Origin of the sequence: Streptomyces apricus, assembly GCF_008369065.1 — a bacterium.
Lineage (GTDB): Bacteria > Actinomycetota > Actinomycetes > Streptomycetales > Streptomycetaceae > Streptomyces > Streptomyces apricus.
Genome location: NZ_VDFC01000010.1, coordinates 1 through 26,699 on the forward strand (window position 1 = coordinate 1; position 26,699 = coordinate 26,699).

General features: G+C 73.2%; 28 protein-coding genes. 14 read left to right on the forward strand and 14 right to left on the reverse strand.

The features are described 5' to 3' along the window. The 3 genes from FGF04_RS39895 to FGF04_RS03575 all read left to right on the forward strand — a co-directional run. Positions 1-776: FtsX-like permease family protein (locus FGF04_RS39895; protein ID WP_328596270.1), on the forward strand; the 776-nt coding region annotated here is incomplete at its 5' end. A 46-nt stretch (positions 777-822) separates the two neighbouring features. After that, the gene (locus FGF04_RS03570) at positions 823-1,782 is read left to right on the forward strand and encodes an ABC transporter ATP-binding protein (RefSeq protein WP_149509793.1); all 960 of its coding nucleotides are present in this window, start codon (positions 823-825) and stop codon (positions 1,780-1,782) included. Positions 1,783-1,956: 174 nt separating this feature from the next. Beyond that, on the forward strand, positions 1,957-2,691 hold the full coding sequence (locus FGF04_RS03575; RefSeq protein WP_149509730.1) for a VOC family protein: 735 nt from the start codon (positions 1,957-1,959) through the stop codon (positions 2,689-2,691). Between the two features lie 153 nt (positions 2,692-2,844). Here FGF04_RS03575 and FGF04_RS03580 read toward each other — a convergent pair whose 3' ends face one another. The 4 genes from FGF04_RS03580 to FGF04_RS03595 form a co-directional block, all read right to left on the reverse strand. Further along, the gene (locus FGF04_RS03580) at positions 2,845-3,507 is read right to left on the reverse strand and encodes an alpha/beta fold hydrolase (protein WP_149509731.1); all 663 of its coding nucleotides are present in this window, start codon (positions 3,505-3,507) and stop codon (positions 2,845-2,847) included. An 80-nt stretch (positions 3,508-3,587) separates the two neighbouring features. Next, positions 3,588-3,932 (reverse strand): hypothetical protein, encoded by a 345-nt coding sequence (locus FGF04_RS03585; protein ID WP_149509732.1) that lies wholly within the window; start codon positions 3,930-3,932, stop codon positions 3,588-3,590. Beyond that, positions 3,929-4,600, reverse strand: a complete 672-nt coding sequence (locus FGF04_RS03590) for an Asp23/Gls24 family envelope stress response protein (protein WP_235882170.1) — start codon at positions 4,598-4,600, stop codon at positions 3,929-3,931. Before FGF04_RS03590 ends, FGF04_RS03585 begins: the two co-directional genes overlap by 4 nt. Then, positions 4,597-5,181: an RNA polymerase sigma factor gene (locus FGF04_RS03595; protein WP_149509733.1), complete on the reverse strand. Its 585-nt coding sequence runs from the start codon at positions 5,179-5,181 to the stop codon at positions 4,597-4,599. Before FGF04_RS03595 ends, FGF04_RS03590 begins: the two co-directional genes overlap by 4 nt. Positions 5,182-5,532: 351 nt before the next feature. On the opposite strand from FGF04_RS03595, the gene FGF04_RS03600 reads away from it, so the two are divergent. From FGF04_RS03600 to FGF04_RS03635, 8 genes are all read left to right on the forward strand, one after another. After that, positions 5,533-6,033 (forward strand): Asp23/Gls24 family envelope stress response protein, encoded by a 501-nt coding sequence (locus tag FGF04_RS03600; protein ID WP_149509734.1) that lies wholly within the window; start codon positions 5,533-5,535, stop codon positions 6,031-6,033. A gap of 55 nt (positions 6,034-6,088) precedes the next feature. Beyond that, positions 6,089-6,274, forward strand: a complete 186-nt coding sequence (locus FGF04_RS03605; protein WP_149509735.1) for a hypothetical protein — start codon at positions 6,089-6,091, stop codon at positions 6,272-6,274. Then, complete coding sequence (locus FGF04_RS03610) at positions 6,271-7,308, forward strand: DUF6286 domain-containing Asp23/Gls24 family envelope stress response protein (RefSeq protein ID WP_149509736.1); 1,038 nt, start codon at positions 6,271-6,273, stop codon at positions 7,306-7,308. The genes FGF04_RS03605 and FGF04_RS03610 overlap by 4 nt, the downstream gene beginning before the upstream one ends. After that, positions 7,308-7,889 (forward strand): Asp23/Gls24 family envelope stress response protein, encoded by a 582-nt coding sequence (locus FGF04_RS03615; protein ID WP_149509737.1) that lies wholly within the window; start codon positions 7,308-7,310, stop codon positions 7,887-7,889. Before FGF04_RS03610 ends, FGF04_RS03615 begins: the two co-directional genes overlap by 1 nt. A 157-nt stretch (positions 7,890-8,046) precedes the next feature. Next, positions 8,047-8,853, forward strand: a complete 807-nt coding sequence (locus FGF04_RS03620; RefSeq protein ID WP_235882180.1) for a YihY/virulence factor BrkB family protein — start codon at positions 8,047-8,049, stop codon at positions 8,851-8,853. Positions 8,854-8,953: 100 nt separating this feature from the next. Continuing rightward, positions 8,954-9,292, forward strand: a complete 339-nt coding sequence (locus FGF04_RS03625; RefSeq protein ID WP_149509739.1) for an ArsR/SmtB family transcription factor — start codon at positions 8,954-8,956, stop codon at positions 9,290-9,292. Further along, positions 9,289-9,765 (forward strand): SRPBCC domain-containing protein, encoded by a 477-nt coding sequence (locus tag FGF04_RS03630; RefSeq protein ID WP_149509740.1) that lies wholly within the window; start codon positions 9,289-9,291, stop codon positions 9,763-9,765. Before FGF04_RS03625 ends, FGF04_RS03630 begins: the two co-directional genes overlap by 4 nt. Further along, the gene (locus FGF04_RS03635) at positions 9,762-10,394 is read left to right on the forward strand and encodes a dihydrofolate reductase family protein (RefSeq protein WP_149509741.1); all 633 of its coding nucleotides are present in this window, start codon (positions 9,762-9,764) and stop codon (positions 10,392-10,394) included. Before FGF04_RS03630 ends, FGF04_RS03635 begins: the two co-directional genes overlap by 4 nt. Positions 10,395-10,465: 71 nt before the next feature. On the opposite strand, the gene FGF04_RS03640 is transcribed toward FGF04_RS03635, so the two are convergent. Next, the gene (locus FGF04_RS03640; protein ID WP_149509742.1) at positions 10,466-10,945 is read right to left on the reverse strand and encodes a hypothetical protein; all 480 of its coding nucleotides are present in this window, start codon (positions 10,943-10,945) and stop codon (positions 10,466-10,468) included. 246 nt (positions 10,946-11,191) lie between these two features. On the opposite strand from FGF04_RS03640, the gene bdeA reads away from it, so the two are divergent. Then, positions 11,192-12,151, forward strand: a complete 960-nt coding sequence (bdeA, locus tag FGF04_RS03645) for a bis(hydroxyethyl) terephthalate hydrolase (RefSeq protein ID WP_328596271.1) — start codon at positions 11,192-11,194, stop codon at positions 12,149-12,151. A 233-nt stretch (positions 12,152-12,384) separates the two neighbouring features. Next, positions 12,385-15,354, forward strand: coding sequence for a helix-turn-helix transcriptional regulator (locus FGF04_RS03650; protein WP_235882172.1), 2,970 nt, complete (start codon positions 12,385-12,387; stop codon positions 15,352-15,354). 51 nt (positions 15,355-15,405) lie between these two features. Here the strand turns inward: FGF04_RS03650 and FGF04_RS03655 are convergent, their stop codons facing one another. Both FGF04_RS03655 and FGF04_RS03660 read right to left on the reverse strand, forming a co-directional pair. Next, complete coding sequence (locus FGF04_RS03655) at positions 15,406-16,356, reverse strand: ornithine cyclodeaminase family protein (RefSeq protein ID WP_149509743.1); 951 nt, start codon at positions 16,354-16,356, stop codon at positions 15,406-15,408. Beyond that, positions 16,353-17,240 carry an IclR family transcriptional regulator gene (locus FGF04_RS03660; RefSeq protein ID WP_235882173.1) on the reverse strand — a complete coding sequence of 296 codons (888 nt, stop codon included), beginning with the start codon at positions 17,238-17,240 and terminating at the stop codon, positions 16,353-16,355. The genes FGF04_RS03655 and FGF04_RS03660 overlap by 4 nt, the downstream gene beginning before the upstream one ends. 109 nt (positions 17,241-17,349) lie before the next feature. Between FGF04_RS03660 and FGF04_RS03665 the strand changes: the two genes are divergently transcribed. After that, on the forward strand, positions 17,350-18,681 hold the full coding sequence (locus FGF04_RS03665; protein WP_149509744.1) for an amidohydrolase family protein: 1,332 nt from the start codon (positions 17,350-17,352) through the stop codon (positions 18,679-18,681). A gap of 93 nt (positions 18,682-18,774) precedes the next feature. On the opposite strand, the gene FGF04_RS03670 is transcribed toward FGF04_RS03665, so the two are convergent. The 7 genes from FGF04_RS03670 to FGF04_RS03700 all read right to left on the reverse strand — a co-directional run. Continuing rightward, complete coding sequence (locus tag FGF04_RS03670; protein WP_149509745.1) at positions 18,775-19,806, reverse strand: iron-siderophore ABC transporter substrate-binding protein; 1,032 nt, start codon at positions 19,804-19,806, stop codon at positions 18,775-18,777. A 77-nt stretch (positions 19,807-19,883) separates the two neighbouring features. Continuing rightward, positions 19,884-20,699 (reverse strand): ABC transporter ATP-binding protein, encoded by an 816-nt coding sequence (locus FGF04_RS03675; protein ID WP_149509746.1) that lies wholly within the window; start codon positions 20,697-20,699, stop codon positions 19,884-19,886. An 80-nt stretch (positions 20,700-20,779) separates the two neighbouring features. Beyond that, entirely contained in the window at positions 20,780-21,802 is a 1,023-nt protein-coding gene (locus FGF04_RS03680; protein WP_149509795.1) for a FecCD family ABC transporter permease, read from the reverse strand. A gap of 269 nt (positions 21,803-22,071) precedes the next feature. Next, positions 22,072-23,016 (reverse strand): FecCD family ABC transporter permease, encoded by a 945-nt coding sequence (locus FGF04_RS03685; RefSeq protein WP_188113950.1) that lies wholly within the window; start codon positions 23,014-23,016, stop codon positions 22,072-22,074. Positions 23,017-23,241: 225 nt separating this feature from the next. After that, positions 23,242-24,852: a sodium/solute symporter gene (locus tag FGF04_RS03690; RefSeq protein ID WP_149509748.1), complete on the reverse strand. Its 1,611-nt coding sequence runs from the start codon at positions 24,850-24,852 to the stop codon at positions 23,242-23,244. Beyond that, entirely contained in the window at positions 24,849-25,220 is a 372-nt protein-coding gene (locus FGF04_RS03695; RefSeq protein ID WP_235882174.1) for a DUF485 domain-containing protein, read from the reverse strand. The genes FGF04_RS03690 and FGF04_RS03695 overlap by 4 nt, the downstream gene beginning before the upstream one ends. A gap of 119 nt (positions 25,221-25,339) precedes the next feature. Then, positions 25,340-26,699, reverse strand: a 1,360-nt coding sequence (locus tag FGF04_RS03700) for a hypothetical protein (protein WP_328596272.1), incomplete at its 5' end; no start/stop codon positions are given.

The following is a 26,699-nucleotide window of genomic DNA, read 5'->3' on the forward strand; positions in this document are numbered from 1 at the left end:
CCACCGGGGCCCGCCCAGGCGACCTGTTCACCTTCACCTCGCACAGCAGGAAACTGCGGCTGCGCGTCGTCGGCACCCTCCCGCAGGACGTGGTCCACGACGCGGCACTCGGCCCGGTCCGCGGCACGACCCCACCCCGCGAACGGCTGATGCTCGCCGACAACCGCGACCTCAGGGGCATCGCGGCGAGCGACTTCGAGGGCACCTCGCTGCTGCTGTACGGTCCGCACCTGGACGTACGCACGCTGCGCTCCCTCGTACCGCGCGCCACCGACGACAAGGCGGTCGGCGAACTGCGCATCCGTTCCGAGGAGCAGGCCGACGCCGATGCCGACGGCATGATCGACGTCCTGCGCGCCGCGCACACCTCGTGCACCGCGCTCGCCGTGCTCCTCGCGCTGCTGGCCCTGGTCCTCGAACTGCTGCTGTCGGCCCCGGCACGCGGCCGTACGACCGCCTACCTGCGCACGCTCGGCCTGGGCGACCGGGCCACATCGGCGCTGCACCTGCTGCAACTCCTGCCGATGGTCCTGGCGGCCGTGGCGGGCGGCACCGCCCTGGGGCTGACGCTGCCCACGCTGTTCGGCCCCGCCCTGGACCTGCGCGAGTTCACGGGCGGACCCACGGCCCCCACGCCCCGCCCCGACCTGCTGCTGACCTCCGCCCTCGGCGCGGGCCTGGGCCTGCTGGTGGTCGCCGCGGTGATCGTGGAGACCTGGATCGGCCGGCGCCGGGGGCTCGGCGCGGTTCTGCGACTGGGGAGGAACAGTGACTGACCCGCACGGAAACACCCCGCGACGGCCGGAACTGCGACCACCGGACCTGCGGCAACTTCCGGACCTGCGGAAACTTGAGGAGCGGGCCCGCGACGCACAGCGCCCCCACCTGGACGACGGCCTCGTCGTCTGCGACAACCTGGTCCGCGTCTACCGCACCGACGAGGTCGAGGTGCAGGCGCTCCAGGGCCTCGACCTCGTCGTCGAGGAGGGCGAGTGCATGGCCCTCGTCGGCGCCTCCGGATCCGGCAAGTCGACCCTGCTGTCGATCCTCTCCGGGCTCGACCTGCCCACGGCGGGCCGCGCCCGCGTCGCCGGACACGACCTGCTCGCCCTGAAGCGGCGCGAGCGGATCGGCTACCGCCGGCACACCGTCGGCTTCGTGTGGCAGCAGACCGGACGCAACCTGCTGCCCTACCTGACCGCCCTTGAGAACGTGGCCCTGCCGATGAAGTACGTCCGTGTGCCGCGCCGCGAGCGCGCCGCGCGGGCCGCCGAACTCCTCGACGTGGTCGGCGTGGCTCACTGCCGGGACCGGCGACCCGCCGAACTCTCCGGCGGCGAACAGCAGCGCGTCGCCGTCGCGGTCGCCACGGCCAACGCACCGCGCGTGCTCCTCGCCGACGAACCCACCGGCGAACTCGACACCGCGAGCGGCGAGGAGGTCTTCGCCGCCCTGCGCCGCGCCAACGAGGAACTCGGCGCCACCGTCCTCGTCGTCACCCATGACCCCCTCGTCTCCGAGCAGGTCCGCCGCACGGTCCGCATCCGCGACGGCCGTACGTCGACGGAGACGCTGCGCGGACCCGGCGGCACGGGAGCCGAGGAGTACACGGTGCTGGACCGCGCGGGCCGCCTCCAACTGCCCCAGGACTACGTGGACCGCTACGGCCTGCGCGACCGGGTCCGCCTGACGGCGGAACACGACCACGTGGGCGTGTGGCCGAACGGCAAGCCGCCTTCACCCGACTCCGAGCCGTCGACCGAGACAGAAGGCGACCGGTGAGCGGCGCTCCCTGCAGAAACTCGGATGCGAGTGACGTCGGTCCCCCTTAGGCTCCGGCGCAAGGCCGATGTCGGTGTCGGTGTCGGTGTCGAGCCGACACCAGCCAGTGATGAGTCGCCGGTGATGAACGGTCGGTCGACGGCGGTCAGCGACGAATCGGAGATGGACCGGGTCATGGGTAGCCAATTGTTCGCGCTCTGCTTCCACGCGAACCAGCCACAGAGTCTGGCGCGGTTCTGGTCCGGATTCCTGGGATGGGAGCTGACCGACGACCCGCGGGACGGTCTGGTGCTCCTGCCCGGCGACGACACCGGGTTCCGGCTCCGTTTCCTGGCGACCCAGGAACCGAAGGTCGACCAGAACCGGATGCACTTCGACCTGACGAGCACCTCACTCGAAGACCAACAGCGCACGGTGGAACGGGCGTTGGAACTGGGCGCTCGGCACATCGACATCGGCCAGCTCCCGGAGGAGGGCCATGTCGTGCTGGCCGACCCCGAGGGCAACGAATTCTGCGTCATCGAGCCGGGCAACAACTTCCTCGCCGACTGCGGCTTCATCGGGGCCCTGGCCTGCGACGGTTCGCAGGAGGTCGGATATTTCTGGAGCAAGGCGCTGGGGTTCCCGCTGGTCTGGGACCAGGACCAGGAGACCGCGATCCGCTCACCGCACGGCGGTCCGAAGATCACGTGGGGCGGTCCGCCGCTGATGCCGAGGACGGGCAGGGACCGGCTGACTTTCGATCTCGCGCCCTCTGCCGACGGTGCCCAGGAGAACGCCTGGCAGGCGGAGATCGACCGCCTGCTCTCCCTCGGCGCAACACGTGGCGACACCGGCCAGGAAGAGGCAGACCGACTGCTGATGACCGACCCCGACGGCAACGAGTTCTCTGTGCTGGTACCCCGGTAAATCAACCGGCGCCCCCACCACAGGACCACAACGAACCCCGCCCGACGAGCCACGGACGACACCGACACAGACGACGCTGCCGAAGCCGAAGCCGAAGCCGAAGCCGAAGCCGAAGCCGAAGGCGACGACGCTGCCGAAGCCGAACTGGCGACGCTACCGGGACAGCATCCCGCGGACGCGGCTCCCCACGGCACGATGCCAGTCGCCGCCGTGACGCAGCATCGCATGGGCACCACCCGCCACGCTGACGAACGTCGCCCGTGCTCCCGCGGAGACAGCGCGCTGCACAAACGTCAGGGACAGGCGGGGATCCGTGACCCGGTCACGGTCCCCGTGCAGCACGACAACCTCCTTGTCCCGCAGGTGTCCCACCGGCTCACCGGTAGGACACCAGGGAGCCAAAGCCACGACCCCATGCACCTGCGGTGCACTCGCGGCACGCAGAGCCGCCCGCCCGCCCATCGAGTGACCGACCAGCACGACCGGAACGTCCCCGACGAGGCCGGTGAGCTCATCCAACGCCCGTCGCGCGTCCAGGAGCGAGTCCGCCTCCTTCCCGTTCCATCCTCGTACGCGGTAGCGCACCTCCGCCAGGAGGACGTCGTCGTCCGGCACCGCACGGGCGACGGTGCGTATGAAGGGCTTCATCCGCACGGCGGCAAGGTGCCAGGACCGGGACGGCGCCCGGCTGTCGGCCCTGCCGCCGTGCAGGAAGAGCACGGCGGCACGAGCCGTGCGGGGTATGTGCCGCACCACCAGCGCGGGAGCGTACGAGTCTGCCGCTCCAGCGGTGGACGCCGGATCATCAACTGTCATCCTGCTCCTTGCCCTTGCCCTTGCCCTTGCCGTTGTTTCTGTCCCGTTCCGGTCCGCCGGCGACATCCTGCCGTACCACCTCACACCCGCCCGGTGACGGTCACCGTGACGTGCGCGGAAGCCTCCGCGGGGAACACGGACAGCAGGTACTCCTCGACGCTGCGCCGGGCGGCGCGGGCGACGTCCAGTGCCCGGACCTGTCCGAGCGCGACGAGATGGATTTCGACGTGCCACCGCTCGGTACCGCCCGGCCGACTCAGCCGTACGCCCGCTGTCGGTGCCCGATCCCTGCCCTCCTGGGCCCGGGGCAGGGTGGAGCGCAACCGCCCGGCCAGGCCGGGTCTGAGGAAGGCGACGCCCGGTACGCCCTGCACGGTTCGCGCGATCTCCTCGGTCAGGGCGCCGGGCGCGGGGCCGGTGGTCATCGCGTCTCCCCTTCCTGGCTGTCCGCCGTCGTGTCGATCAGGTCGGTGACACGGATGTCGACCGCTCCTATGGCCAGGCCCAACTCCCGGTCCGCTGCCTCCCGGACCCGGCCGCGCACCTGATCGGCGAGCTCCGGCAGCGGGACCCGGGCCGGAGCGTGCAGGGCGAGGCTGACCTCGACCACCGGCCCGCCGGTGCCGTCGGAGATGTCCAGGGGGAGCAGCCGGCAGGAGCCGGCCCGTACCCCGGAGACGGACTCGGCAGCCGCACGCAGGGTACGGGCGGCGACCGACTCCATGATCCACAGGTCCTCGGCCGGTTCGCCCAGGGACAGGGGACGGCCGGGACGCAGTTCGAGCCGTACGACGTCCATGACGCGCTGGGTGAGGGATGTCGTGTCGTACGCGGAGGTGTCCGTCGTCTCGTCACGCAGGTCGCGGACCGCTGATTCCAACTCGTCGAGGCCGCGGACGGACCGGCGGCAGTGCGGGCAGGTCCGCAGGTGCGGGTCTGCGGTGTCGGCGGGCCCGCGCTCCCAGTCGTCCCAGACCTGGGACAGCAGCCTGCCGCAGGGCAGCCGTTCGTCGTCGTGCACGTCGCCGGTGTGGGTGTCGTCGGTGTGCGGGCTGCCGGAGTGCGCGTCGGACGGGTCGGTGTGAGCGGTCATCGCCAGGCCCCCATTGCTTGTGTCAGGCAGCGTCGTGCACGGAAGACGCGGGCGCGCACAGCCTCCTGGCTGATGCCGACCGCGTCCGCGATGAATTCATAGGACTGACCGTCCAATTCTCGCAGCACCCAGCAGGCGCGCTGTTCGACCGAGAGCAGGTCGAGGGCTTCGCGCAGCTCCCGCACCGCGTCACGGGCCTCGGCGATCCGGGCAGGGGAGGCCGAGTGCTCCGGTGCCGGTGGATCTCCGGCGGCCTCCAGCGTCGCCACCGGCTTGCGGGCACGCAGCACATTCAGGCAGCGGTTGGTGGTGATCCGGTACATCCACGTGCCGAAGGACGAACGGTTGTGGAACTCCGGGAGCCGCCGCCAGGCATTGATGAACGCCTCCTGCACGGCGTCCTCCGCCTCCGACCGGTTGCCGAGCAGACGCGTGGCGAGCCGTATCAGCGCGGGGGCGTGACACTGCATGAGCGCGGCGAAGGCGTCCTCGTCGCCCTCCGCTGCCCGTACCGTCAGCAGGGCGTCCTCGACCTCGCCCTGGACATCCGGTGGTGCGTTCTGACTGCAGGCCCCCGCCACTGTGTGGCTCCTCTCGTCCTGTCCCACGCGTTCGGTTCCAAGGGTTGGACACACCGGCACGGCCTCCCGTTACGCGACACCACGCGCCACTTCGGACTCGGTGCCCGGTACGGATGCCGGACGAGCCGACTCTCTCGCCGGTCGCCGGTCGCCGGTCTCTGTTCTCTGGTCTTCGGCCCCTTGTCTTTGGTCCCTTAATCCCCGCGCACCTTCTGAACGCGCACAGAACCTTTCCGGGTGCGGCCGCCGGTAGCTGATCGGAGATTTTTCGGGTATCCGCGTCACAGACGCGGCCGCGGCGGGTCTATCGCAGTGAGAACAATTCGCCGGCCACAGGAAGAAGGACAAGCCATGACCACGCAGACCGCACCGACCAGCAAGGACGTATCGGTCGCGCAGGGCAGCACGGGAGCGCAGACGACGGCGTTGTCCGGCGGCGTCACCGGAGCCGGCCAGCCGGCGCCGGACCGCGGCAGGACATCGATCGCGGATGTCGTCGTGGTGAAGGTGGCGGGAATCGCGGCCCGGGAGATCCCGGGTGTGTACGACATGGGTGGCGGTCTGTCGCGCACCATCGGCGCCGTTCGCGACCGGGTGCCGGGCGGGCGGCCGAATGTCGGGCGCGGAGTGAAGGTCGAGGTCGGCGAGCGGCAGACGGCCATCGACCTGGACCTGGTCGTGGAATACGGCGTCCCGATCACGGACGTGGCGCGCGACGTCCGGGAGAACGTGATCTCCGCGGTGGAGCGCATCACCGGCCTGGACGTGGTGGAGGTGAACGTCACGGTCAACGACGTCCATCTGCCCGAGGAGGACGGCGAGGGACAGACGACGGACTCCCGCGTGGAGTGACGGGCTGTCGCACGCCGAAAGGCTTGACTCCGGTGAACCAGGACAGGGAGTGGACGTGACCAGAGGTTTCGTCGGGATGATCGCAGGGATGGCGCTGGCCTTCGCCGGTTTCTTCGGAGGCTTCGGGGCGTTCCTGCTCGTGGCCGCCTTGGGCGGCCTGGGCTGGGCCGCGGGCCGATGGTTCGACGGCGGAGGCCGGATCCAGGACCTGCGCGACGGCTTCGAGCGGAGCCGTCGGTGACCGCGGCGGGCCTGCGCGGCGCGCTGACCGTCTCGGACAAGGCCGTCCGCAAGATCGCCGAGCGGTCGGCCACCGAGGCCACCGCGGGCCCGGGGACCGGAGCGACGAAAGGCTCGGCCGACGTAAGCGGTCGCCGGGCGGATGTGAGCGTCGACGTGACCCTGCCCTACCCCACCCCCTTGCCGGAGGCGGTGCGCAGCCTTCAGCAGCATGTCACCGCCCGTACGCATCAACTGACCGGTCTCGACATCGGCACGGCACGCGTCGGTGTCACCGCTCTGGTCCCGGCACCGGCCACGGCCGGGACCGTGTCCCTGGACAAGGTGTCCGAGGACGAGGTGTCCCTGGACGATTCGTCCGGTGCAGGCATCACCCAACCGCCCAGCGCAGGGCGCACGCCCCGACGCTGGTGGTCCCAACGACGGCTGCCGACGCTGTTGCTGACTCTGGCAGCCGCCATGGTCTGCGGCGCGCTGGCCCTCGACCTGATCCTGGTGCACGCCGCGCACCGCCCGGCCGCCGCCTGGCGGACGGCAGCACTGGACTGGCTCTCACAGCACGGCCCGGGCGACCCGACCGTCACGGCTTGCGCCGTAGCGGTGGCCGTCCTCGGCCTACTGCTGATCGTTCTGGCCCTCGCCCCGGGACACCGCGGGCTCCTCACCGTCACCGCTCCCGATCCCCGCCTGCGGGCCGCTGTGGACCGTGCGGCGGTCGCGTCCCTGGTCAGGGACGCCGTGGGTGCGACGCAGGGCATCGGCCCGGTGAAGGTGCGGGTCCGGCACCGCCGCGTCACGGTGCGCGCCGGCCTGGCCTTCGGCGACCGAGCCCTCGCACACCACGAGGTACGGCACGCGGCCCACCGGGCACTGGAAGGCTGTGAACTGCGCCGCGTACCGCGGCTGCGCGTCAAGGTCCGGCCCGAAGCCACCTGGGATCCCGGAACGACAACCGAGGACAGCGGGGGACGAGAGCCGATCCCCACCGGGGGCGACACCACAACCGAGCCGGGCTTCGAGGGGGCGAACCACTGATGGAACGATCTCGTACCGTCCTCAACCGGCTGACTCTCGCCACGGTCGGCGTGGTGTTCCTGCTCGGGGGTGCCTGGCTGGCCGTCACGCAGGCGTCCTGGGTCACGGGCCTCCCGAGCTGGTGGCCCGACCCCGGCCCGCGCGCGGTGCTGATCGACCGGCAGGGACTCGCGGACCTGCGCGCGACGGGCTGGTGGACGCCGCTGGTCCTGGCAGGGGCGATCGCCGCGACCGTACTGTTCGCCATCTGGTCGGTCCGCCGGCTGCGCAGCGGGGTGCGTCCGTCGATCCCCCTGCCCGCACCCGCCAGTACCTTGCGGACCCGGGCCCTGGAGGATGCGGTGACCCGGCAGGCTGTCGCGATCGAGGGCGTCGCCCGCTGCCGTACGCGGGCTCTCACCCGCAAGAAGCGGCTGGGCGTCCGGATGCATGTCTGGCTGCAACCGGACGTCACCCCGGCCGCCGTGCTCCCGGACCTCGCCCGGCTCACCGCACAGACGCAGACGGCTCTCGCACCGTACGAGGTGGGTACGCGCGTCCGCTTCTCCGCACGTCCGCACAGCAGGCAGCATGTCCGCTGAACCGCGTCCGGCCGGCACGGCCCCCGCCGCCGTCACCGGTCCCGCCGTCGCGGGCCCCACGGTCGCCGCCCCCGGCCCGCGCGCCCTGCGCCCGAGGCCGAAGAGCGGCCGGGCCCCCGCGGCGTGGGGGATCGCCCTGCGGCGTACGCCCGTGTCGATGTGGCGTGACGACGTCTCCGACTACGCGGCTGCCCTCACCTACTACTCCATCCTCGCGGTCCTGCCCTCCCTGCTGGTCACCGTCATCGCCTTCAGCCTGATCAGCCCGGACACGGCCGAGAACTTCATCGCGCACGTCACCGCCTACGCCCCCGACCAGTCCGGCACCCAGTTGCACGACGTGCTGTCTCGGATGCTCCAGGACGGTTCGGCCGCCTGGACGCTGCTGTGCGGTGGCACCGTGAGCGCCCTGTGGTCTGCCTCCAGCTATCTCGCCGTCTTCCGCCGCGCCCTGCACCGCATGCACCACGTGCCCGACCACCGTTCTCCGTGGCACACGGCCCACCGGATCCTGCTGACCGCGTTCGCCCTCCTGGGCCTGCTCCTCGTCAGCGCCCTCGTCCTGCTGCTGACCGGACCGCTCGCCGAGACCTTCGGTCATCTCCTTGGTCTCGACGCGGTGGCCGCCCGGGTGTGGAACTTCCTGCGCTGGCCGGTCCTGATGTGCCTGGTGATGCTGCTGGTGGTCATCGTGTTCCACACTGGCCCCGCACCGGCCAAGCGCCGCAGACACAGCCTGCCCGGCGGACTGCTGGCGGCCGGTCTGTGGCTCACCGTCTCCGCGGGCTTCGCCCTGTACGCCTCGGCGCTCGGCACCTACAGCAAGCTGTACGGATCCCTCGCGGGCGCGGTGGTCTTCCTCATCTGGCTGTGGCTGTCCAACCTGGCGCTGCTCACAGGGGCGCAGTTCACCGCCGAACTGAACGCGCTGGGGAAGAAGGAGGAGCCGGCCGACCCGCGATGAGCGGATCGTGAGCGGGCGCCCAGGAGCTGAGCCGGCGCATTGCGCGCCGTCGAACACTTAGCCCTTGCGCTAACCATCCCCGCCCTCAATACTTAGCCGCATGGCACAGTATTCGGCACGGCTGGACGGTGTGTTCGTCGCCTTGGCCGACCCCACCCGGCGCGCTGTCGTCCGGCGCCTCGGTCACGGGCCCACGAGCGTCGGTGACCTCGCCCGAGAGTTCCCGATGACCCTGCCGTCGTTCATGAAGCACGTACGGACGCTCGAAGCGAACGGGCTGATCCGGACCGTCAAGTCCGGCCGGGTGCGCACCTGCGTACTCAACCGGGAGCGGCTCACCCTCGTCGACGACTGGCTCGCCGAGCAGCGTCGCACCTGGGAGGAACGCACCGATCGCCTGGAGCAGTTCGTCACCGACCCGGAGGAGAACAGGCAGTGAATCCCGACCTCGACCTGGGCATGGATCGGATCATCCGGGCCCCGCGTGCGACCGTGTGGAGCGCCTGGACCGACCCGTCCCGGCTGGAGCGGTGGTGGGTCCCCGCCCCGACCCGCTGTCGGGTGGACCAGCTGGAGCTGCGGCCCGGCGGCGCGTTCGTGACGCGGATAAGCGATGACGGGACCGCGTTCGTTCCGCACCTCGACGCCTGTTTCCTGGCGGTCGACGAGTTGGAGCGCATCGTGTTCACCAACGCCATCGACAGCACCTGGCGTCCCGCGCAGCCCGCCCCGGTCGCCATGACCGCCACGATCACGCTGCTCGACCACCCGGACGGCACGGACTACCGGATGGTCGTCAGACACGGCGACCCGACAGCCCGCGACCTGCACGACAAGCTCGGCTTCGCCGACGGCTGGGGCACGGTCTCCGGTCAGCTGGCCGCCTTCGCGGAAGGTGAGGCCCGCCGATGAAGATCAGCCTCACCGAGTTCGTCACGCTCGACGGCGTCAGTCAGGGACCCGGCTCGCCGGACGAGGACACCAGCGAGGGGTTCACCCAGGGCGGCTGGCTCGTACCGCACATGGACGGGACGTTCGTCCAGCGGGCCTCCGACTGGCTCGACCTCGCCGACGGCCTGCTGCTGGGGCGGCGTACCTATGAGGCGTTCGCGCGTGACTGGCCGAAGGTCACCGACCCGGACGACCCGTTTGCCGAGCGGATGAACTCGCTCCCCAAGTACGTGGTGTCGAACACCCTCACCGAGGGCATCTGGCAGCCCGCGACCGTGCTCAAGGGCGATCCGCTGCGGACGGTCGCCGAGCTGAAGTCGCGCCCCGGACGGGAACTGCAGATCCACGGCAGTGCCCGCCTGGGCGAGGCGCTCCTGTCTGCCGGCCTGGTCGACGTCGTGCGCCTGGTGGTGGCGCCCACGGTGCTCCGTACCGGCCGCCGCCTCCTGACAGGCCCGGGCGGCCCGTCCGGCCTGCGGCTGCTCCGCCACGAGGCGACGCCCAAGGGACTGCTGCTCCTTGAGTACGAGACGACGGGGCGGGCGGCGGTGGGGGAGTACCAGGGACTCAGCGAGTTCGTCCAGCGGTGAGGGGTTCCCGGCCCGGCTGATGCATCAGGAGCGTGTACGCGCGGGGACGGAGGCACCGGGCTCGCGTCCGTCTAGGAAGGGGTCTCCGGGCTGTCGGGGCGGGCGGAGTGGTCGGGGTGGCCCCGGGTGCGGCGGTCCTCCTTCATCTCCGCTTCGTAGAGGTGATCGCGGCCGTCGGCGAGGTCGCGCAGGGCGCTGCGTTCGAGGTCCCTGAACACCTCGTAGTAGGTCTCGTTGTAGGCCTCGACGATCTGGAAGGTCCAGTGGCCGGGGATCACGTTGCGGCCCAGGATCTCCTTCTGGACCCGGTCGGCGTACGAGGAGTGCCCCGCCTCGCGGAGGAGGGCGACGGCGCGGTCCAGTTCCAGGTCGGCCGTTCCGGTCAGCTGGTGGAACGAGTACAGGTGCCCCCTGGCCCGTTCGGTGGTCTCCAGAGCCTTGGACAGCGCGCCGAGCGCCTCCACGGTCCGGTCGCTGACGCCCCGGGGTCGCCGGTGCTCGCGGTCGGGCCCCTCGTCCGGACGCTCAAGCCCGTCGTTCAGTTCGTTCATGCTCTGGCAGGTGCCCACGATCGGCAGGGATATATGCCGGTTCGGTCGTTCGGGGGCCCGGACGGCGCACCGGTGTGCGCACAAGACCGGTGATTCTGCTGATGGCCGCGCCCCGTGCCCGGGCCGACAGTGGCACGGCCGGCCACTGGTCGGCGCCGCCGGCAGAGCCGCCGGACGTGCCGTACGGGTCCTGCGTGCGCCATGTCCGGTCCGGCGGTCCGACACGACCGAGAGGACGACCCCGTCGTGCAGCAGCACTCGCAGAACAGCTCGCCCGCCTCCGCAACGGCCCCGCCCGGAGCCACCGCCGACCGTCCGCGGCACCGAGGGCGGGCCGCGCAGCGGTTCACCGGCGCCCTCGCGGCGCTCGCCGCCGTCGTGGGGCTCAGCTCCCTGGCGAGCCCCGGGGCGCACGCCGCGGACAACCCCTACGAGCGCGGCCCCGCCCCCACCACGTCCAGCATCGAGGCGATCCGCGGTTCGTACGGGGTGTCCGAGACGAGCGTCTCGTCGCTGGCGGTCACCGGCTTCGGCGGCGGTACGGTCTACTACCCGACGAGCACCGCCGACGGGACGTTCGGTGCCGTGGCGATCTCACCCGGGTACACCGGCACCCAGTCCTCCATCTCGTGGCTGGGTCCCCGGCTGGCCTCGCAGGGCTTCGTCGTCTTCACCATCGACACCCTGACGACCCTGGACCAGCCCGACTCGCGCGGCCGGCAACTGCTCGCGGCGCTGGACTACCTCACCGAGCGCAGCAGCGTACGCACCCGGATCGACAGCAGCCGGCTCGCGGTGGCCGGGCACTCGATGGGCGGCGGCGGCAGCCTGGAGGCCGCCAAGTCCCGTCCGTCCCTCCAGGCGGCGATCCCGCTGACGCCCTGGAACCTCGACAAGTCCTGGCCCGAGGTCAGCACCCCCACCCTGATCTTCGGGGCAGACGGTGACACGATCGCGCCCGTCGCCTCGCACGCGGAGCCGTTCTACGGAAGCCTGCCGTCGTCCACCGACAAGGCCTACCTGGAGCTCAACGGCGCCACGCACTTCACGCCCAACACGTCCGACACGACGATCGCGAAGTACAGCATTTCGTGGCTCAAGCGGTTCGTGGACAACGACACCCGCTACGAGCAGTTCCTCTGCCCGCTGCCGCGGCCGAGCCTGACTATCGAGGAGTACCGGGGTAACTGCCCCCACACTTCCTGAGGCCAGCGCAGTACAGGCAGGGCGAAGAGCAGCCGGTGGGCGGGCGTTTGGGGAAAGCGCCCGCCCACCGGCGCTGTGCGGACGCACAGAACTGCCGCGGCGCCGCTGGGCAGGCACACACACGGGTGTCCGGTGCCGGGGGCGTCGGCGCAGGTGGGAGAGGTCTTCCGGGCGACGCGGGGCGACGGACTGACTGCTTCCGCTCTTCGTTTCCCGCCAGTAACATCACGGGGATGACCGGACGGACGAAGGTGCGCCAGTCTCCCCCACAGCGGCCCGGCGCTCCCGTACTGCACGGCCGCGGCGCCGAACTCGCCGCGCTGACAGCCCTGATGGCCCCGACAGCCCTGTCGGACCGGCCCGGCACAGCCTTGTCGGACCGGCCCGGCCTGGACCGGTCCCGCGCGGACCGGCCCGGCGCGGACGGCCCTGTACTCGTACTGAGCGGCGATCCGGGTCTCGGCCGTAGCGCACTGATGGAACACGCGGCCCGTTCCTTCGACGCGGGACCGGTGCTGCGGGTACGGGCCAGCCGGGCGGAATCCGGCGTCGCCCTCGGCGGAGCGCACGCGCTGCGGTGTGCTGCGGCAGGCCTGCCGGGAGGAGCGCCCGCCGACGTCCCCGGTCTCGGCGCGGCCCCGTCATGGATGCTGCACCTGCTGACCACCGTCGCCGCGGGTACGCCCCTGCTGGTGTGCGTCGACGACGTACACCTGTGGGACACCCCCTCGCGGGCCGCGCTGGGCTTCGCCGCCCGCCGGCTGCACCCGGCCGGTCCGGTGCGCCTGCTCCTCACGGTCGCCAGGCAGCACGCGGCCGACCCCGACCTCGCCGCACTGCCCGTCCGTACGCTCGCGCCGCTGAGTCCGTCCGCCGCGGACGCGCTCCTCGACGACACGGCCCGCGGCCACGCGGCCGGCAGTCACGCGGCCCCCAGCCACGTGACCCGCAGTCACACGGCCCGCAGTCACGCGGGCTCCGGCGCCGCCGTCGACCCGGCCGTGCGCGAGGAACTGCTGGAGGAGGCACAGGGCAACCCGGCGCTGCTATGCGCGCTGGTGGCCCGGCTGTCGCCCGCCCACCTGTCCGGGGAACAGCGGCTGCCCCGGCCACTGGCCGACGCCGAGACGCTGCGGGACGTGGCCGGCGCGCACCTGGCGGGACTGTCCGCCGAGGCGAGCGACCTGCTCCTGCTGGTGGCGGCCGCCCACGAACACGATCCCGAGGGCGCCGACGCCGAGTTGATCCGCAGAGCGGCCGCGCTCCCGTCCGACGGCAGGAGACCGACACCCACCCCGGATCTCCTCGTACTGTCCGACGGACGGTTCCGATTCACCAGTCCTCTGCTGCGCAGGGCCGTGCACGTCTGTGCCCCGCCCGAGCGGCGGCGGGCCGCCCACCGGGCGCTCGCCTCCGCCCTGGAGGCGCAGGGACACGAACTCCTCGCCCTGCTCCACCGGGGCTGGTCGGTCACCGGACATGACCCGCCGACGGCCTACCGGTTGGCCGCCGCCGCGGGCGACCCGGGTGTCACCGCCTCCCGGGGACAGCGTTCGATGGCGTACGCCCGGGCCGCGGAGCTGACGGCGGACGCGCGCGAGCGGGCGGAGCGGCTGACCGCGGCGGCCGAGCAGGCACTGCTCGCGGGACGGGCGCGCACGGCCCGCCGACTGACGGAATGCACCGGCGACAGCGCCCTGCCCGCCGTCGTCCGGGGCCGCGCCGCACGGGTGCGGGGGATCCTGGCCCTGCGCGACGGGCCCGCCACCGACGCCGGCGAGGCCCTGCTGCTCGCCCGGTCGCTGCTCGCGGCCGACGACCCCGGGCACGCCCTGCTGGCGGGCCTGGCCGCCGCCGAAGCCGCCTGGGCCACGGGCGACGACGTCGCCTGCCTGCACGCCCTGAACGCGGCGGACCGTACCGCCGCGACCGCGACCACGACGGCCGCCGCGGAACACAAGACCGCGGACCACGAGGTCGCAGGCCCGGCGCGCGACTACCTGAACGGTATGCGGGCGATGCTGGAACGGGACCCCGGGCGGGCGATCCCATGGCTGCGGCGCGTGGTCGCGCACGCCTGGGACGAGGACGGCCCGGAGCGGCTGCTGTGGTCGGGCGCGGCGGCCCTCCTCCTGGGAGACGTCCCCACCGCCCGCCGGATCGGCGCCCGCACGCTCGCGGCGGCCCGCTCCCGTGGACCGGAGTCCTCCGTGCCGAGGGCCCTGGAACTGCTGGCGTACGCGGAGCTGCGGACGGGGCAGCACGCCCTCGCCCGCGCACACGCGGAGGAGGGACTGCGGACCGCGCACCTGTACGGGCAGGGCAACGTGGCTGCCCACCACCACGCCGTACTCGCCCTGGCGGCCTCCATCGCGGACGAGCCGGCGCGGGTCGCGCACCACGCGGACGCCGCGCTGGACACCGCGCGGCGCCACGGGCTCCGGCAGGCCGCGACACTCGCCGAGTGGGCGTCGGGCCGCGCCGAACTGGGACGCGGACGCCCCTTCGAGGCGGCTGCCCGGCTCGGCCCGCTGGTGCGCCCGGGCCCGGACGGCGGCCATTTCGCCGTACGCATGCTGGTCATGCCCTGTTACGTGGAGGCCGCCGCCCTCACCGGCCGGCGGGAGCTCCTCGACGAGGCACGCGCCGTCGTCGGGGAGTTCGCCCTCTGGGCCCACTTCGGCGCCGACGCGCAGGCCCCCGCTCAGCTCGCGCGCTGCCGGGCGCTGGTGGCCGACGCGGACCGGGCCGACGCGCTGTACGAGGACGCGCTCACGTTGCACGAGCGCGCGGGCGGCGACTTCGAGCAGGCCCGCACCCGCCTGCTGTACGGCAAGTGGCTGCGCAGGCGTCGAAGGCTCCAGGAGGCGCGCACCTGCCTGCGCGCCGCGCTGGTCGCCTTCGAACGCTGTGGCGCCCGCATCTGGGCCGACCAGGCACAGGCCGAGCTGCGGGCGAACGGAGCGGCGCCGTCCGCGCCGGGCGCCGGCGCCCTGGACGGCCTGACGCCCCAGCAACTGCGGATAGCCCGTTGCGTGGCGGAGGGCGCCACGAACAGGGAAGTGGCTCTGCGCCTGGCCGTCAGCACCCGCACGGTCGACTACCACCTGCGCAAGGTCTTCGCCGTACTGGGGGTGCGCTCCCGGGTGGAACTGTCCCGCCGGGTCGAGCAGGCGGAGCAGCACGGCACACGGGTGCGGTGACCGGGGTGCGGCGCGCGGTCCTTCCGGAAGCGAAGGGCGGCGCGCGGCCGCTCACAGGTCGACGACCGTGCCCCACCCCGCGCGCACGGCGACGGCGTACGCGACGTGGGCGGCGGCCACGTCCAGCGCCGCGTGTCCCGTGGACTTGAACAGGGTCGGCGCGGAGCCGTCGTAGCGGCCGGGGTGCTCGCCGGACAGCACGGAGCCCAGGAGGGTGACCGTCCTTCCCTCGGGCAGGTGCTGCAACTCGTGCGCGCCCGACGGCGGCGGGGTGGCCGAGGCACCGGGCCACTCGGCGAAGAGGGCGGCGTCCCGGACCGTGTCCGCGTCCACCTCGGGGCCGTGGGAGCCGCCCACCGAGCTGACGTGGACACCGGGTGCGAGCCAGGACCGGCGGATCACCGGGCGGGCGGCGCCGGTGCAGCAGAACACCACGTCGGCGCCGCGTACGGCCGTCTCGACGTCCGGGGCCGGGACGGCGGCCGGGTGCAGACCGGCCGCCTCGCGGACGCGCCCCGGGTCGCGGCCCGCCACCGCGACCGGTGTGGCGGGCTTCAGCAGGGCCAGCAGCGCGAGCTGGGCCCGTGCCTGTGCGCCGGACCCCACGACGGCGATACGGCCCGGCTTTGGCGGTGCCAGCGCGAGGGCGCCGTGGGTCGCGGACGCCGCCGTACGGACCGCGGTGAGGGATTCGGCGTCGAGGAGGGCCAGCGGACGCCCGTCCTCCGGGTCGAAGAGGGCGACGATGCCGCGGTGGGTGCCGCGGCCCGGGTCGGCCGGGTCGGTGAACACGGAGACGAGCTTGGCGGCGAGGCCCAGCCCGGGGACGTAGCCCGGCATGACGCCCAGCAGGCCGCCGGGCGCGCGGGCGGCGACGCGGGGCGGCGCTGAGGCCTCGCCCCGGCTGACCGCGATCAGCGCCCGGGCCACGGCCTCCATCACACGGTGCGGGTCGAGCGCCGCACGGGTCCGGGCGCGGTCGAGGACGAGGACGCCGCTCATGCCGACCGCTCCGTCCCGGGGGCCGCGGACGCACTGGCAGCGGCCGACGCACCGGGCACGGCGGATGCACCGGAGGCGGCGGACGCGCCAGGGACGGCGGATGCGCCAGGGACGGCAGACGTACTGGCAGCGGCGGACGCGCCGGGAGCGGTCAGCAGTCGTTGCAGATCGTCGGTGGCCTCCCTCAGATGCGCTCGCAGCGCGGACAGCCGGGCGGGCGTGAACTCGGCGTCCAGGCCGACCACCGTCACCGCGCAGACGGGTGCGCCGGCGGCCGGGACGACGGCGCGGCCGATCGAGGCGACGGGCTGCTCGTTGCGGCCGTGCTCGACGGCGAAGCCCGTGCGCCCGGCGCGTTCGAGATCGGCCAGCAGCCCGTCCGGCCCCTCCAGCGGGTGCCCGGCGGCCTCGGCAGGACGCAGGTAGGGGGCGCGGGCGGCGGGAGCGAGCGCGGCGACCAGGGCGAGCGGACCCGCGAACCGGTGCACGGGCAGCGCCTCGCCGACCAGATCGGTGATCATCGCGAGCCGCTCGGGCCGGACGGCGTCGATCACCCGCGACCGGTCGCCCTCCAGGACCTGGAGGTTGGCCATCATGCCGGTGCGCGCGGACAGCTCCACGAGGACCGGCCGTGCGACGGCAGCCAGCGAGTTGCCCGCCGCGGACGACGCCAGCCGCAGCACCGCCGTGCCGGGCAGATAACGGTCCCCGGCCCGCAGCACCCACCCGCGGCGTACGAGGTCCAGCAGGACGCGGTACGCGGTCGCGCGGTGCAGCCCGACCTCCTCGGCGAGGTCGGTCAGGCGGAGCGGGTGCGGTGACCGGGCCACGGCCTCCACCAGGTCCAGGGCCTTGTCCACCGCACCGCGGGGCGCTTCGGTCACATCCGACCACTCCTTGTGGTGTCGGGCAGCGGCAGCATACGGTGACGCGTGTTTCCCCAGACGCTACACGTGTTACGTACACCGTAACAAGCCTGATCACGAGGTGAAGATGACGCACGAGGCCGAGGGGGCGCCGACCCCTTACGCCCCGCCACAGCCGGGCACGGTCGCCGTGTACCGCGGGGCCACGCTGTTCGACGGGACCGGGCGGCCGCCCCGGCCGTCGACGTCGATCGTCGTCGACGGACCGGTGATCCGCGCGGTCGGCGACGACGCCGGGATCGCTGCCACGGTGCCCGCCGACGCGCACGTCCTCGACCTCGGCGGACGCTTCGTCATACCGGGCCTGATCGACTCCCACCAGCACCTCGCCACCCCGCCCGACCGGCCCGTGGCCGAGGCGGTGCTGGACCGGCTCGTCCACAGCGGCGTCACGGCGATCCGCGACATGGCCGACGACCTGCGCCAGGTGGGCGACCTCGCGCGGGCCACCCTCGTCGGCGAGATCCCCGGACCGGACATCCGCTACGCCGCGCTGATGGCGGGGCCGGGTTTCTTCGACGACCCGCGCACCCATCAGGTGTCCCGGGGCGGGACGCCGGGCGCCGTCCCGTGGATGCAGGCCGTCACGCCCGACACGGACCTGCGCGTCGCCGTCGCCCTGGCGCGCGGCACGTACGCCGCCGCCATCAAGGTCTACGCCGACCTCGACCACCGCACGGTCGCCGCGATCACCGCGGAGGCGCACCGCCAGGGCATCCCCGTCTGGGCCCACGCGGCCGTCTTCCCCGCCACGCCCCGCCATGTCGTCGCGGCCGGTGTGGACAGCGTCTCGCACGCCACGCTGCTCGCCTTCGAGGGTGCCGAGGGCCCGTTGACGACGTACAAGGACAAACCGCCGTTCGACCATGGGAGGTTCAGCGCCGAGGACGATCCGCACCTCGACGGGCTGTTCGGCCTGATGCGCCGCAACGGGACCGTCCTCGACGCCACCGCCAGCATGTGGGAGAGCGCCGAACTGGCGGGGGAGGGGCCCGAGGACGCGGCCCGCGCACGGGCCAACTCGGAGCTCGCCGCCCACATCACGGCGCAGGCCCACCGGGCCGGAGTGGACCTCTCGACCGGCACCGACCACGAGACCCCGCCGGAGGAGCCCTTCCCCGCGCTCTTCGACGAGCTGGCGTTCCTGGTGCGCCGCTGCGGCATCCCGCCCGCGGAGGTCCTGCGCTCGGCGACCCTGCTGGGGGCCCGCAGCGCCGGCGCCGAGGAGAGCATGGGCAGCGTCGAGGCGGGCAAGCTCGCCAACTTCGTGGTCCTGCAGGAGGATCCGCTGCTCGACATCGACCACCTGCGCAGCGTCACGCTGACCGTCAAACGCGGCCACCGCCACGAACGCGACGCCTACGACGCGAGGCGCGCCCGCGCCGCGGATTCCCGCTGAGCACGCCGTACGCGTGAACGGCGCCGGCCCGCTCCCGGGTGAACGGGGCGGGCCGGTTGCGGCGTGCCTTCCTGAGCGGACGGCAGGCCGGGGTCAGGACTTGACGGCCTTGGAGAAGAGCGGGACGACCTTCTCCAGCGCGTAGTCGACCGACAGCACCGAGTCCATCGCGAAGGCCTGGCTGATGTCCGGGTCGTCGAAGACGACGGAGTGCCCCGCCTTCACGGACGGCACGGCCTTGAAGAGCGGGTCGGAGCTGATCTTCTTCGCCGTGACGCCGATCGGGGCCATGACGGTGAGGTCGGCGTCGAGGAGGTTCAGGTTCTCCTCCGACACGGGCACCGAGAACGCCGACCCGGCCTTCGCCTCGACGGCCGGGTTGTTGCGGAAGCCGAGCCGCTCGACGAAGTCGACCCGCCCGGTGCCGCGGACGTACGCGCCCCAGGTGGAGGCGGTCCGCGAACCGAGCGTGATGGTCCTGTCCTTGAACTCGGGGTGCGCCCCGGCGGCGTCCTCGAACTTCTTCTCCGTCTCGGCGATCAGCTTCTTGCCGTCATCGGGGACGCCCAGTGCCTGGGCGACCATGGTGGTCTGCTTCTCCCAGGAGATCTTGTACTGGTCGCCGCCCTTCGGCACGCCGACGGTCGGCGCGATCTTGCTGAGGGTTTCGTACCGCGTCCGGTCGCCGCTGGACTTGGTGTCCAGGATCAGGTCGGGCTTGAGCGCCGCGATCTTCTCGTACTCGGGCTCCAGCGTGCCGATCTTCTGCGGGCTCTCGTCGTACAGGTCCTCGGCCCAGGGGCCGACCCCGTCGCCGCCGAACGCGAGCCAGTCGCTGGCTCCGACCGGCTGCACGCCGAGGGAGAGGGCCGCCTCGGCGTCACCCCAGCCCAGCGCCACCACGCGCTGGGGCTTCTCGTCCACGGTGACCGTCCCGAACTTGGTGGCGACCTTCGCGGGGAACGCGCCGCCGGACTTCTGCGCGGCGCTCTCCTGGGTGCCGGAGTCGTCGGAGGAGCCGCACGCGGCCAGCGTTCCCGTCAGGGCGAGGGCGAGGGCGCCGGTCAGCAGGCGCAGGCGGGCCGGGCGGCGGCGGGCGCTGGAGTCGGCGGGGCGGAAGGACATGGTGGTGGCTCTTTTCCGAGGTGGTTCGGTGAGGGAGGAGGAGAGGACTGGGAAAGGACAGGGAGCGGCGGGGCGGTTCAGGAGGGCGCAGGCGTAGTGATGTGGTGGCGGCCCATCGGGACGATCAGCGGGGTGGCCGACGCGGGGTCGGGGACGACCGCGCTGCGCAGGCCGAAGACCTCGCGCACCAGGGACTCGGTGACGATCTCCGACGGGGTGCCCTGCGCGACGATGCGGCCGCCCTTCATCGCGATGAGGTGGTCGGCGTACCGGCACGCGAGGTTGAGGTCGTGCAGGACGACGGCGAGGGTGGCACCGCGCTGCCGGTTGAGGTCGGTCAGCAGGTCCAGGACCTCCAGCTGGTGGCTGATGTCCAGGTAGGTGGTGGGTTCGTCGAGCAGCAGGACGTCGGTCTCCTGTGCCAGCGCCATGGCGATCCAGACGCGCTGGCGCTGCCCGCCGGAGAGCTCGTCCAGGGGCCGGTCGGCGAGTTCGAGGACGTCGGTGGCGAGCATGGCCGCGGCGACGGCCTCGGTGTCGGACGCCGTCCAGCGCCGGAACCAGCCCTGGTGCGGGTACCGGCCGCGGCCGACCAGGTCGGCGACCGTGATGGCCTCCGGCGCCACCGGCGACTGCGGCAGCACGCCCAGGACCGCGGCCACCTGACGGGTGGGTAGCTCCTGGATGCTGCGGCCGTCGAGCAGGACGGCGCCCGCCGACGGCACGAGCAGCCGGGCCATCGACCGCAGCAGGGTGGACTTGCCGCAGGCGTTGGGCCCGACGATGCAGGTGATGCGGCCGGGCGGCAGGTCGACGTCGAGCCCGGAGATGATCTCGCGCTCTCCGTATCCGAGTCGCAGGTCCCGGGCCTGCAGGGTGTGCTGGGAGGTCACCGTCGTCTCCTTGGGGGTGCCGAGCGGTTCGCGGGCCTCGCCGGAACCTTCGTGCGGTGGTCTCGGTGGTCGCGTCACGGTCAGCCGCCCCGGCCCACGCGGTTGGCGCGCGCGAGCAGCCACAGCAGGTACGGCGCGCCGACGAGGCTGGTCACGATCCCCACCGGCAGCTGCGTGCCGGGGATCAGGTGCTGGGCGGCGTAGTCGGCCAGCAGGACCAGGGCGGCCCCGACCAGGGCCGAGGGCACCAGGGCCGCGCCGTGCCCGGGCAGCAGCCGCCGGGCGACGGGCGGGGACACGAAGGCGACGAAGCCGACGGGTCCGGCGGCGGCCGTCGCCAGGCCGGCGAGGGCGGTGGCGCAGGCCAGCATGGCCAGCCGTCCTGGCTCGACGCGTGCGCCCAGACCGCCGGCGGCCTCGTCGCCGAGCTGCAGCGCGGGCAGGGCCCGCGCGGCCAGCAGGGTCAGCGGCACCAGCAGGACCGCACCGCCGAGCAGGGGCCAGAAGTGCGTCCAGGAACGGCCGTTGAGGCTGCCCGTCAGCCAGAGGAACAGCCCCTGGGCCTCGGTGACGTCCGCGCGCGTCATGACGTACGAGACGACGCTCGACAGTCCCGTGCCGATGCCGATGCCGACGAGGACCAGGCGGTAGCCCGCGACGCCCTTGCGCCAGGCCAGCAGGTACACGGCGGCCCCGGTCAGCAGCGCGCCGAGCAGGGCCAGCACCGACAGCGCGATGCCGCTCAGACCGAGGACCATCGTCGCGAGGACGGCGGCGGCACTGGCCCCCGCGCTCACGCCGATGACGTCGGGGCTGGCCAGCGGGTTGCGCAGGAGCGCCTGGAACACGGCTCCCGAGAGGCCGAAGCAGGCGCCGACCAGCAGTGCCAGCAGGGCGCGCGGCAGGCGCAGATCGAGGACGACGAACTGCGTTCCGGCGTCGCCGCCCCCGGTCAGCGTCGCGAGGACGTCGGCGAGCGGGACCACGAAGTCGCCGGTGGACAGGGACAGGGCGAACGCCGCGAGCACGACGGCGAGCAGCGCGCCGCCGACGGTGGCCCGGCGCACCAGCGCCCGATGCCTGACCCGCCCGAGCCGAGCCATGGCGTCGTGGACGGCTGCATCGCGAGCGCCGGCGGTGACGGCACGGCCGGCCGCGCCGCTCGCACCGGCTGCGCCGCCCGAACCGGCCGCGTCGCCCGCATCGGACGCGCGGCCAGAACCGGCTGTGCCCTGCACGCCGTCCGTTCCTTTCGCACCGGCCCCGCTGCCGTTCGTGTCGGACGCGTCCGCCGATCCGGAGGACACGGTGGCCGGTCCGGAGGACCCGGCGGGCGATGGCGTTCCGGCTGCGCCGGAGGCTGTCGTGCGGCTCACAGTTCGACCACGTTCCGGCGGCGGACGAGCAGGACGAAGGGGACGGCGCCCAGTGCGGCGGTGATCACGCCGACCTGCACCTCGCCGGGCCGGGCGACGAGCCGCCCCACGACGTCCGCGAAGAGCAGCAGGGCCGGTGCCAGCAGCGCGCTGTAGGGCAGGACCCACTTGTAGTCGGGGCCGGTGATCAGACGGGCCGCGTGCGGGACCGCCAGGCCCAGGAATCCGATCGGCCCCGCGATCGCCGTCGCCGCGCCGCACAGCAGCACGACGCTCGCGGCGGCGGCCAGCCGGACCGCGACGACCCGCTGTCCGAGGCCGCGCGCGATGTCGTCGCCGAGGGCGAGGGCGTTGAGGGAGGGGCCCAGCAGCAGGGCCAGGACCCCGCCGACCGCGATGAAGGGGAGCGCCTGCCACAGGACATCGATGTCACGGCCGTTGAGCGCGCCCACCTGCCAGAACCGGAACTGGTCGAAGGTCCGGCTGTCGGTGAGCAGCATGGCGCTGGTGAGCGAGCCCAGCACGGCGGTGGTCGCCGCCCCGGCGAGGGCCAGCTTCACCGGGGTGGCGCCCTCGCGGCCCAGGCTGCCGACGCCGTAGACCAGTACGGCGGCCACGCACGCCCCGAGGAAACCGAACCAGATGTACTGGGACGGCTCGGTCAGGGAGAGGACGCCGATGGCGAAGACGACGGTGACGGAGGCGCCCGCGTTGACGCCCAGCAGGCCGGGATCCGCCAGGGGGTTGCGGGCGACGCCCTGCATCAGGGCTCCGGCCACGCCGAGTGCCGACCCGGCGAGCAGACCGGCGAGCGTACGGGGGAGGCGGATCTCCTGCATGACCATCTGGCCGTGGACGGAGCGGTCGGGGCTGAACACCCCGGCCACCACGTCGTGCAGGGCCACGTCGCCCGAGCCCACGGCGAGGCTCAGCATGCTCATGGCCGCCAGGACCAGGGCCGCCGCGAGCAGGCCCGCGCTCAGGGCGGGCCTGCCGTGGCGTCGCCGCTCGTCCGGAGGGCCGGCGGATTTCGACGGGGAGAGGGCGACGCTCACGCAGGTCTRCCTTGTCGGCCCTCACGGGCGGCACAGATCAACGGAACGGCAAGTTCCGTTCAATAAGGTAAGCCAAACCTAACATCAGAAAAAGATGCTACGTGCACAGGGTCACCGGAGCCTGCGTTCCGGCCCCGCCAGGATCCGGGCCTCGATCCGCTCGTACTCCTTCTTCCGCTGCCGTACCTCGCGGCGGCCGGAGAACATCGTGCCGAGCCAGCCGAAGGCGAAGCCCAGCGGTATGGACACCAGGCCGGTGGTGGTGAACGGGAACCAGTTGAAGTCCGCGTCGGGGAAGGCCGCCATGGGCGTCCCGGAGACCAGCCGGGTGCCCGGCATCAGGACCAGCACGACGAGCGAACCGCCGATGAGCGTGCTCAGCAGGCCCGCCCGGGTGTAGCGCCGCCAGAACAGGCTGTAGACCAGGGCGGGGGCGATGGCCGAGGCGGCCAGGCAGAAGGACAGGGTCGCCAGGGGCTGGAGGCTGCGGTGCTGGACGAGGCCGGCGAGCACGATCGTCGGGATGCCGACCGCCAGCGCGGAGACCCGGGCGACGGTCATCTCCCGCTCCGGCGACGGCCGGGCGGCGCGGCTCGCGTAGACGTCGTGGGCCAGCGAGTTGGCGCAGGCCAGGATCATGCTCGCGACCGAGGCGAGCAGGGTCAGGAAGATCGCCGCCGTGACGGTGGTGAACAGGAAGGTCTCGGCCCGCGTGACGTGCGAGCCGAACACCGCGCGGGAGCCCACGAGATAGGCCGTGTTGCCGCGCGGGTCGGCCGCGGTGATGCCGGACCGGCCCAGGAGCGCGGTCGCGCCGATCGCGACGACGGTGATGATGAGCATGAACAGGGCGACCGACGACACCGCCCAGGACATCGAGCGGCGTACCTGCCGTGCGCTGTCCGCGGTGAACATGCGCATGGTGACGTGGGGCAGGCACGCGCCCCCGAGCACGATGGCGAACTGTGTGCTGATCATGTCCAGGTCCGCGTGCGGGCCCCCGGCGAACTGCAGGCCGGAGCGCAGGAACGCCGTCCCGGCGCCGCTGCGTTCGGCGGCCTCGTGGAACAGCCGTCCGGGGTCCCACGCGAACGCCCGGAGCATGAGGAAGGCGACCACCGCTCCCGAGCCCAGGAGCATGACCATCTTCAGGATCTGGATGAGGGCGGTGCCCTTCATGCCGCCGATGGCCGCATAGGTGATCATCAGCCCGCCGACCCCGATGACGCATCCGGTCTTCATGGTGGCGCTGCTGAAGCCGAGGATGAACGCGAGCAGCTGACCGGTGCTGGCGAGCTGGACCAGCATCATCGGCATCAGCGAGGCGATGGTCACGACGCACGTCGTGACGCGCACGGCGCGTCCCGGCATCCGCCGGGCGATGGCGTCCCCGGTGGTGAACCGGCCGGTGTTCCGCAGGGGTTCGGCCAGCAGGAACATCAGGAGCAGCAGGGACAGGAGGGTGCTGAGGGCGAGGACGACGCCGTCGTACCCGCACAGCGCGATGACGCCGCCGATGGTGAGGACGGTGGCGGCGGAGATGTAGTCGCCGGCGATGGCGAGGCCGTTGCGCACCGGGGACAGCGAGCGGTAGCCGGTGTAGAACTCGTCGAGGTCGTCGCGGTCCGGGCCCGCGATGACGCAGAGCAGGAGGGTCACGGTGACGACGGTGCAGAAGGCGACCAGGGACCACGTCTGCGCGGTGCCGCTGAACTGCGTCACAGGCCCGGCTCCCGCTCGGCGAGCAGCGCCGTGCGCTGCCGCATCCGGCGGGCGAGGGGATCGACGAACCGGCTCGCCGTGTACTCGAACAGCAGAATCGCCAGCCAGGTGACCGGCAGCTGGGCCAGTCCGAGCAGCATGCCGGTGGACAGGCCGCCGGTGACGGGCCGTGTCATGAAGGCGGGGGAGCGGGCGGAGAGGATCAGGAAGAGCGTGAAGTAGAGGAGGACGGTGAAGGTGGCGACCCGGCGCTGCCGGCGGTAGGCGCGGCGCAGGACGCGCAGGTCCCTGTGGTGCCCGGGCGCGGGCCCGGTGGGGAGCGCGGCGCGCTCAGGTAAGTGCTCCGCGGGGGTGGCCCACGCGGGCACGCTCGCGGGGAGCCTGGGGACTCCACCCCCGAAACACAACAGCACGCCCCGCGGGCCCCCAGGACGTCCTGGGGGCCCGCGGGGCGTGCTGTTGTGTTTCGGGGGTGGAGTGGGGCGGGTCAGTTCGGTGTTCGGTTGGAGCCGGCCAGTTGGCGTACGTCGGGGCGTGAGCGCGGGCGCCTGGACGCCAGGAACGTGACCAGCGCCGTCAGGGCCGCCAGTGCGGCGAGCACCGCCGTCAGGCCCGCGAGCCACTGGGGTGCGAGGGTCAGTTCCAGCGCGCGGGACAGACCGGGCGACGTGACGCGGCCGTCCAGGAGCTGGGCGACGGCGAGCGCCGCCGGGACCAGGATCGCCGCAGCGAGCACCGGCAGCACGCTGCGGCGCACCAGCGCCAGCCCCAGCAGCAAGCACAGGGCGGCGGCGCCGACGGCGAACCCGTAGGCACCGGCGGAGGCCCCGTCCCGGCTCGGCGGGAAGTGGGCCGCCCCGCACAGGACGAGCAGCAGCACCGCCGCCAGGCGGGGCCAGGCGGGGGTGGCGCCGTTGTGCGCCGGCCGGCCGCCGCGTCCCCGGGCCGTACGGCCGACGGGAACCGTGCCGGCCGCGGCGAGGAGCGGGTCCCCGGCGGGCGGCCCGTCCTTGAAGGAGGACGCGCGCCCCTTCCCGGAGGCCGACTTCGCCCCCGTGCGCGCGTCCGGTCCCGCCTGCTGCAGGTCCTCGCGCGCGCCCTGCTGCTGGGCCATGCGGCCGATGAGCTCCACGAGTTCCTCGACCGGGCGACTGGTGGCGGCCGCCTGCACCGCGGCCTCGCCGCAATGGGGTTCCAGCGGGGGCCGGTGCAGCAGCGCCATCAGCTTGGTGACCTCCGCCACGGGCCGGCCCCGGGCCGCCGCGCGGATCGCCTCGTCGGCGCTGTCGGGGCTCCTCGGCGGCCGGGTGAGCAGGGCGACCAGGCGGCTCACGTCCTCCACGGACCGGTCGGTGCCGGCCGCCCGCAGCGCGTCGACCGTCGCCCGCGCGTACTGCGGTGACTGCTCCAGCATCTCGATGAGCTGGATCACCTCTTCCAGCGGCCGGTCGGCGACGGCCGCGTGGACCAGCCCGTCGACGGGGTCGTCGTACGAGGGGTCGGGCTCCACGGGAGGCTCGTCGTACGGGTCCTCGGCCTCGTCGGCGGCCGAGTTCCTGTCGGCAGCCGGGTTCCTGTCGAGGGCCGAGATGCCGGCGGCCGAGGCCCTGTCGCCCGTCATGGGCCCGTCGGCGGGAGCGGTCCGGTCCGCCACTGCGGATCTGTCGGCCGCTGCGGACCTGTCGGCCGGAGGGGTCCTGTCGGCCGTCGGGGGGCCGTCGGCCGGACGCGGGTGCGCGCGGCCCGGAGCGTCGGCGGGAGCGGCGTACCGGTGGCCCGAGTCGTCGGCCGCACCCGGGTACCGCCGGTCGAATTCGTCGGCCAGGTCGGTGTACCGGTGGTCGGGC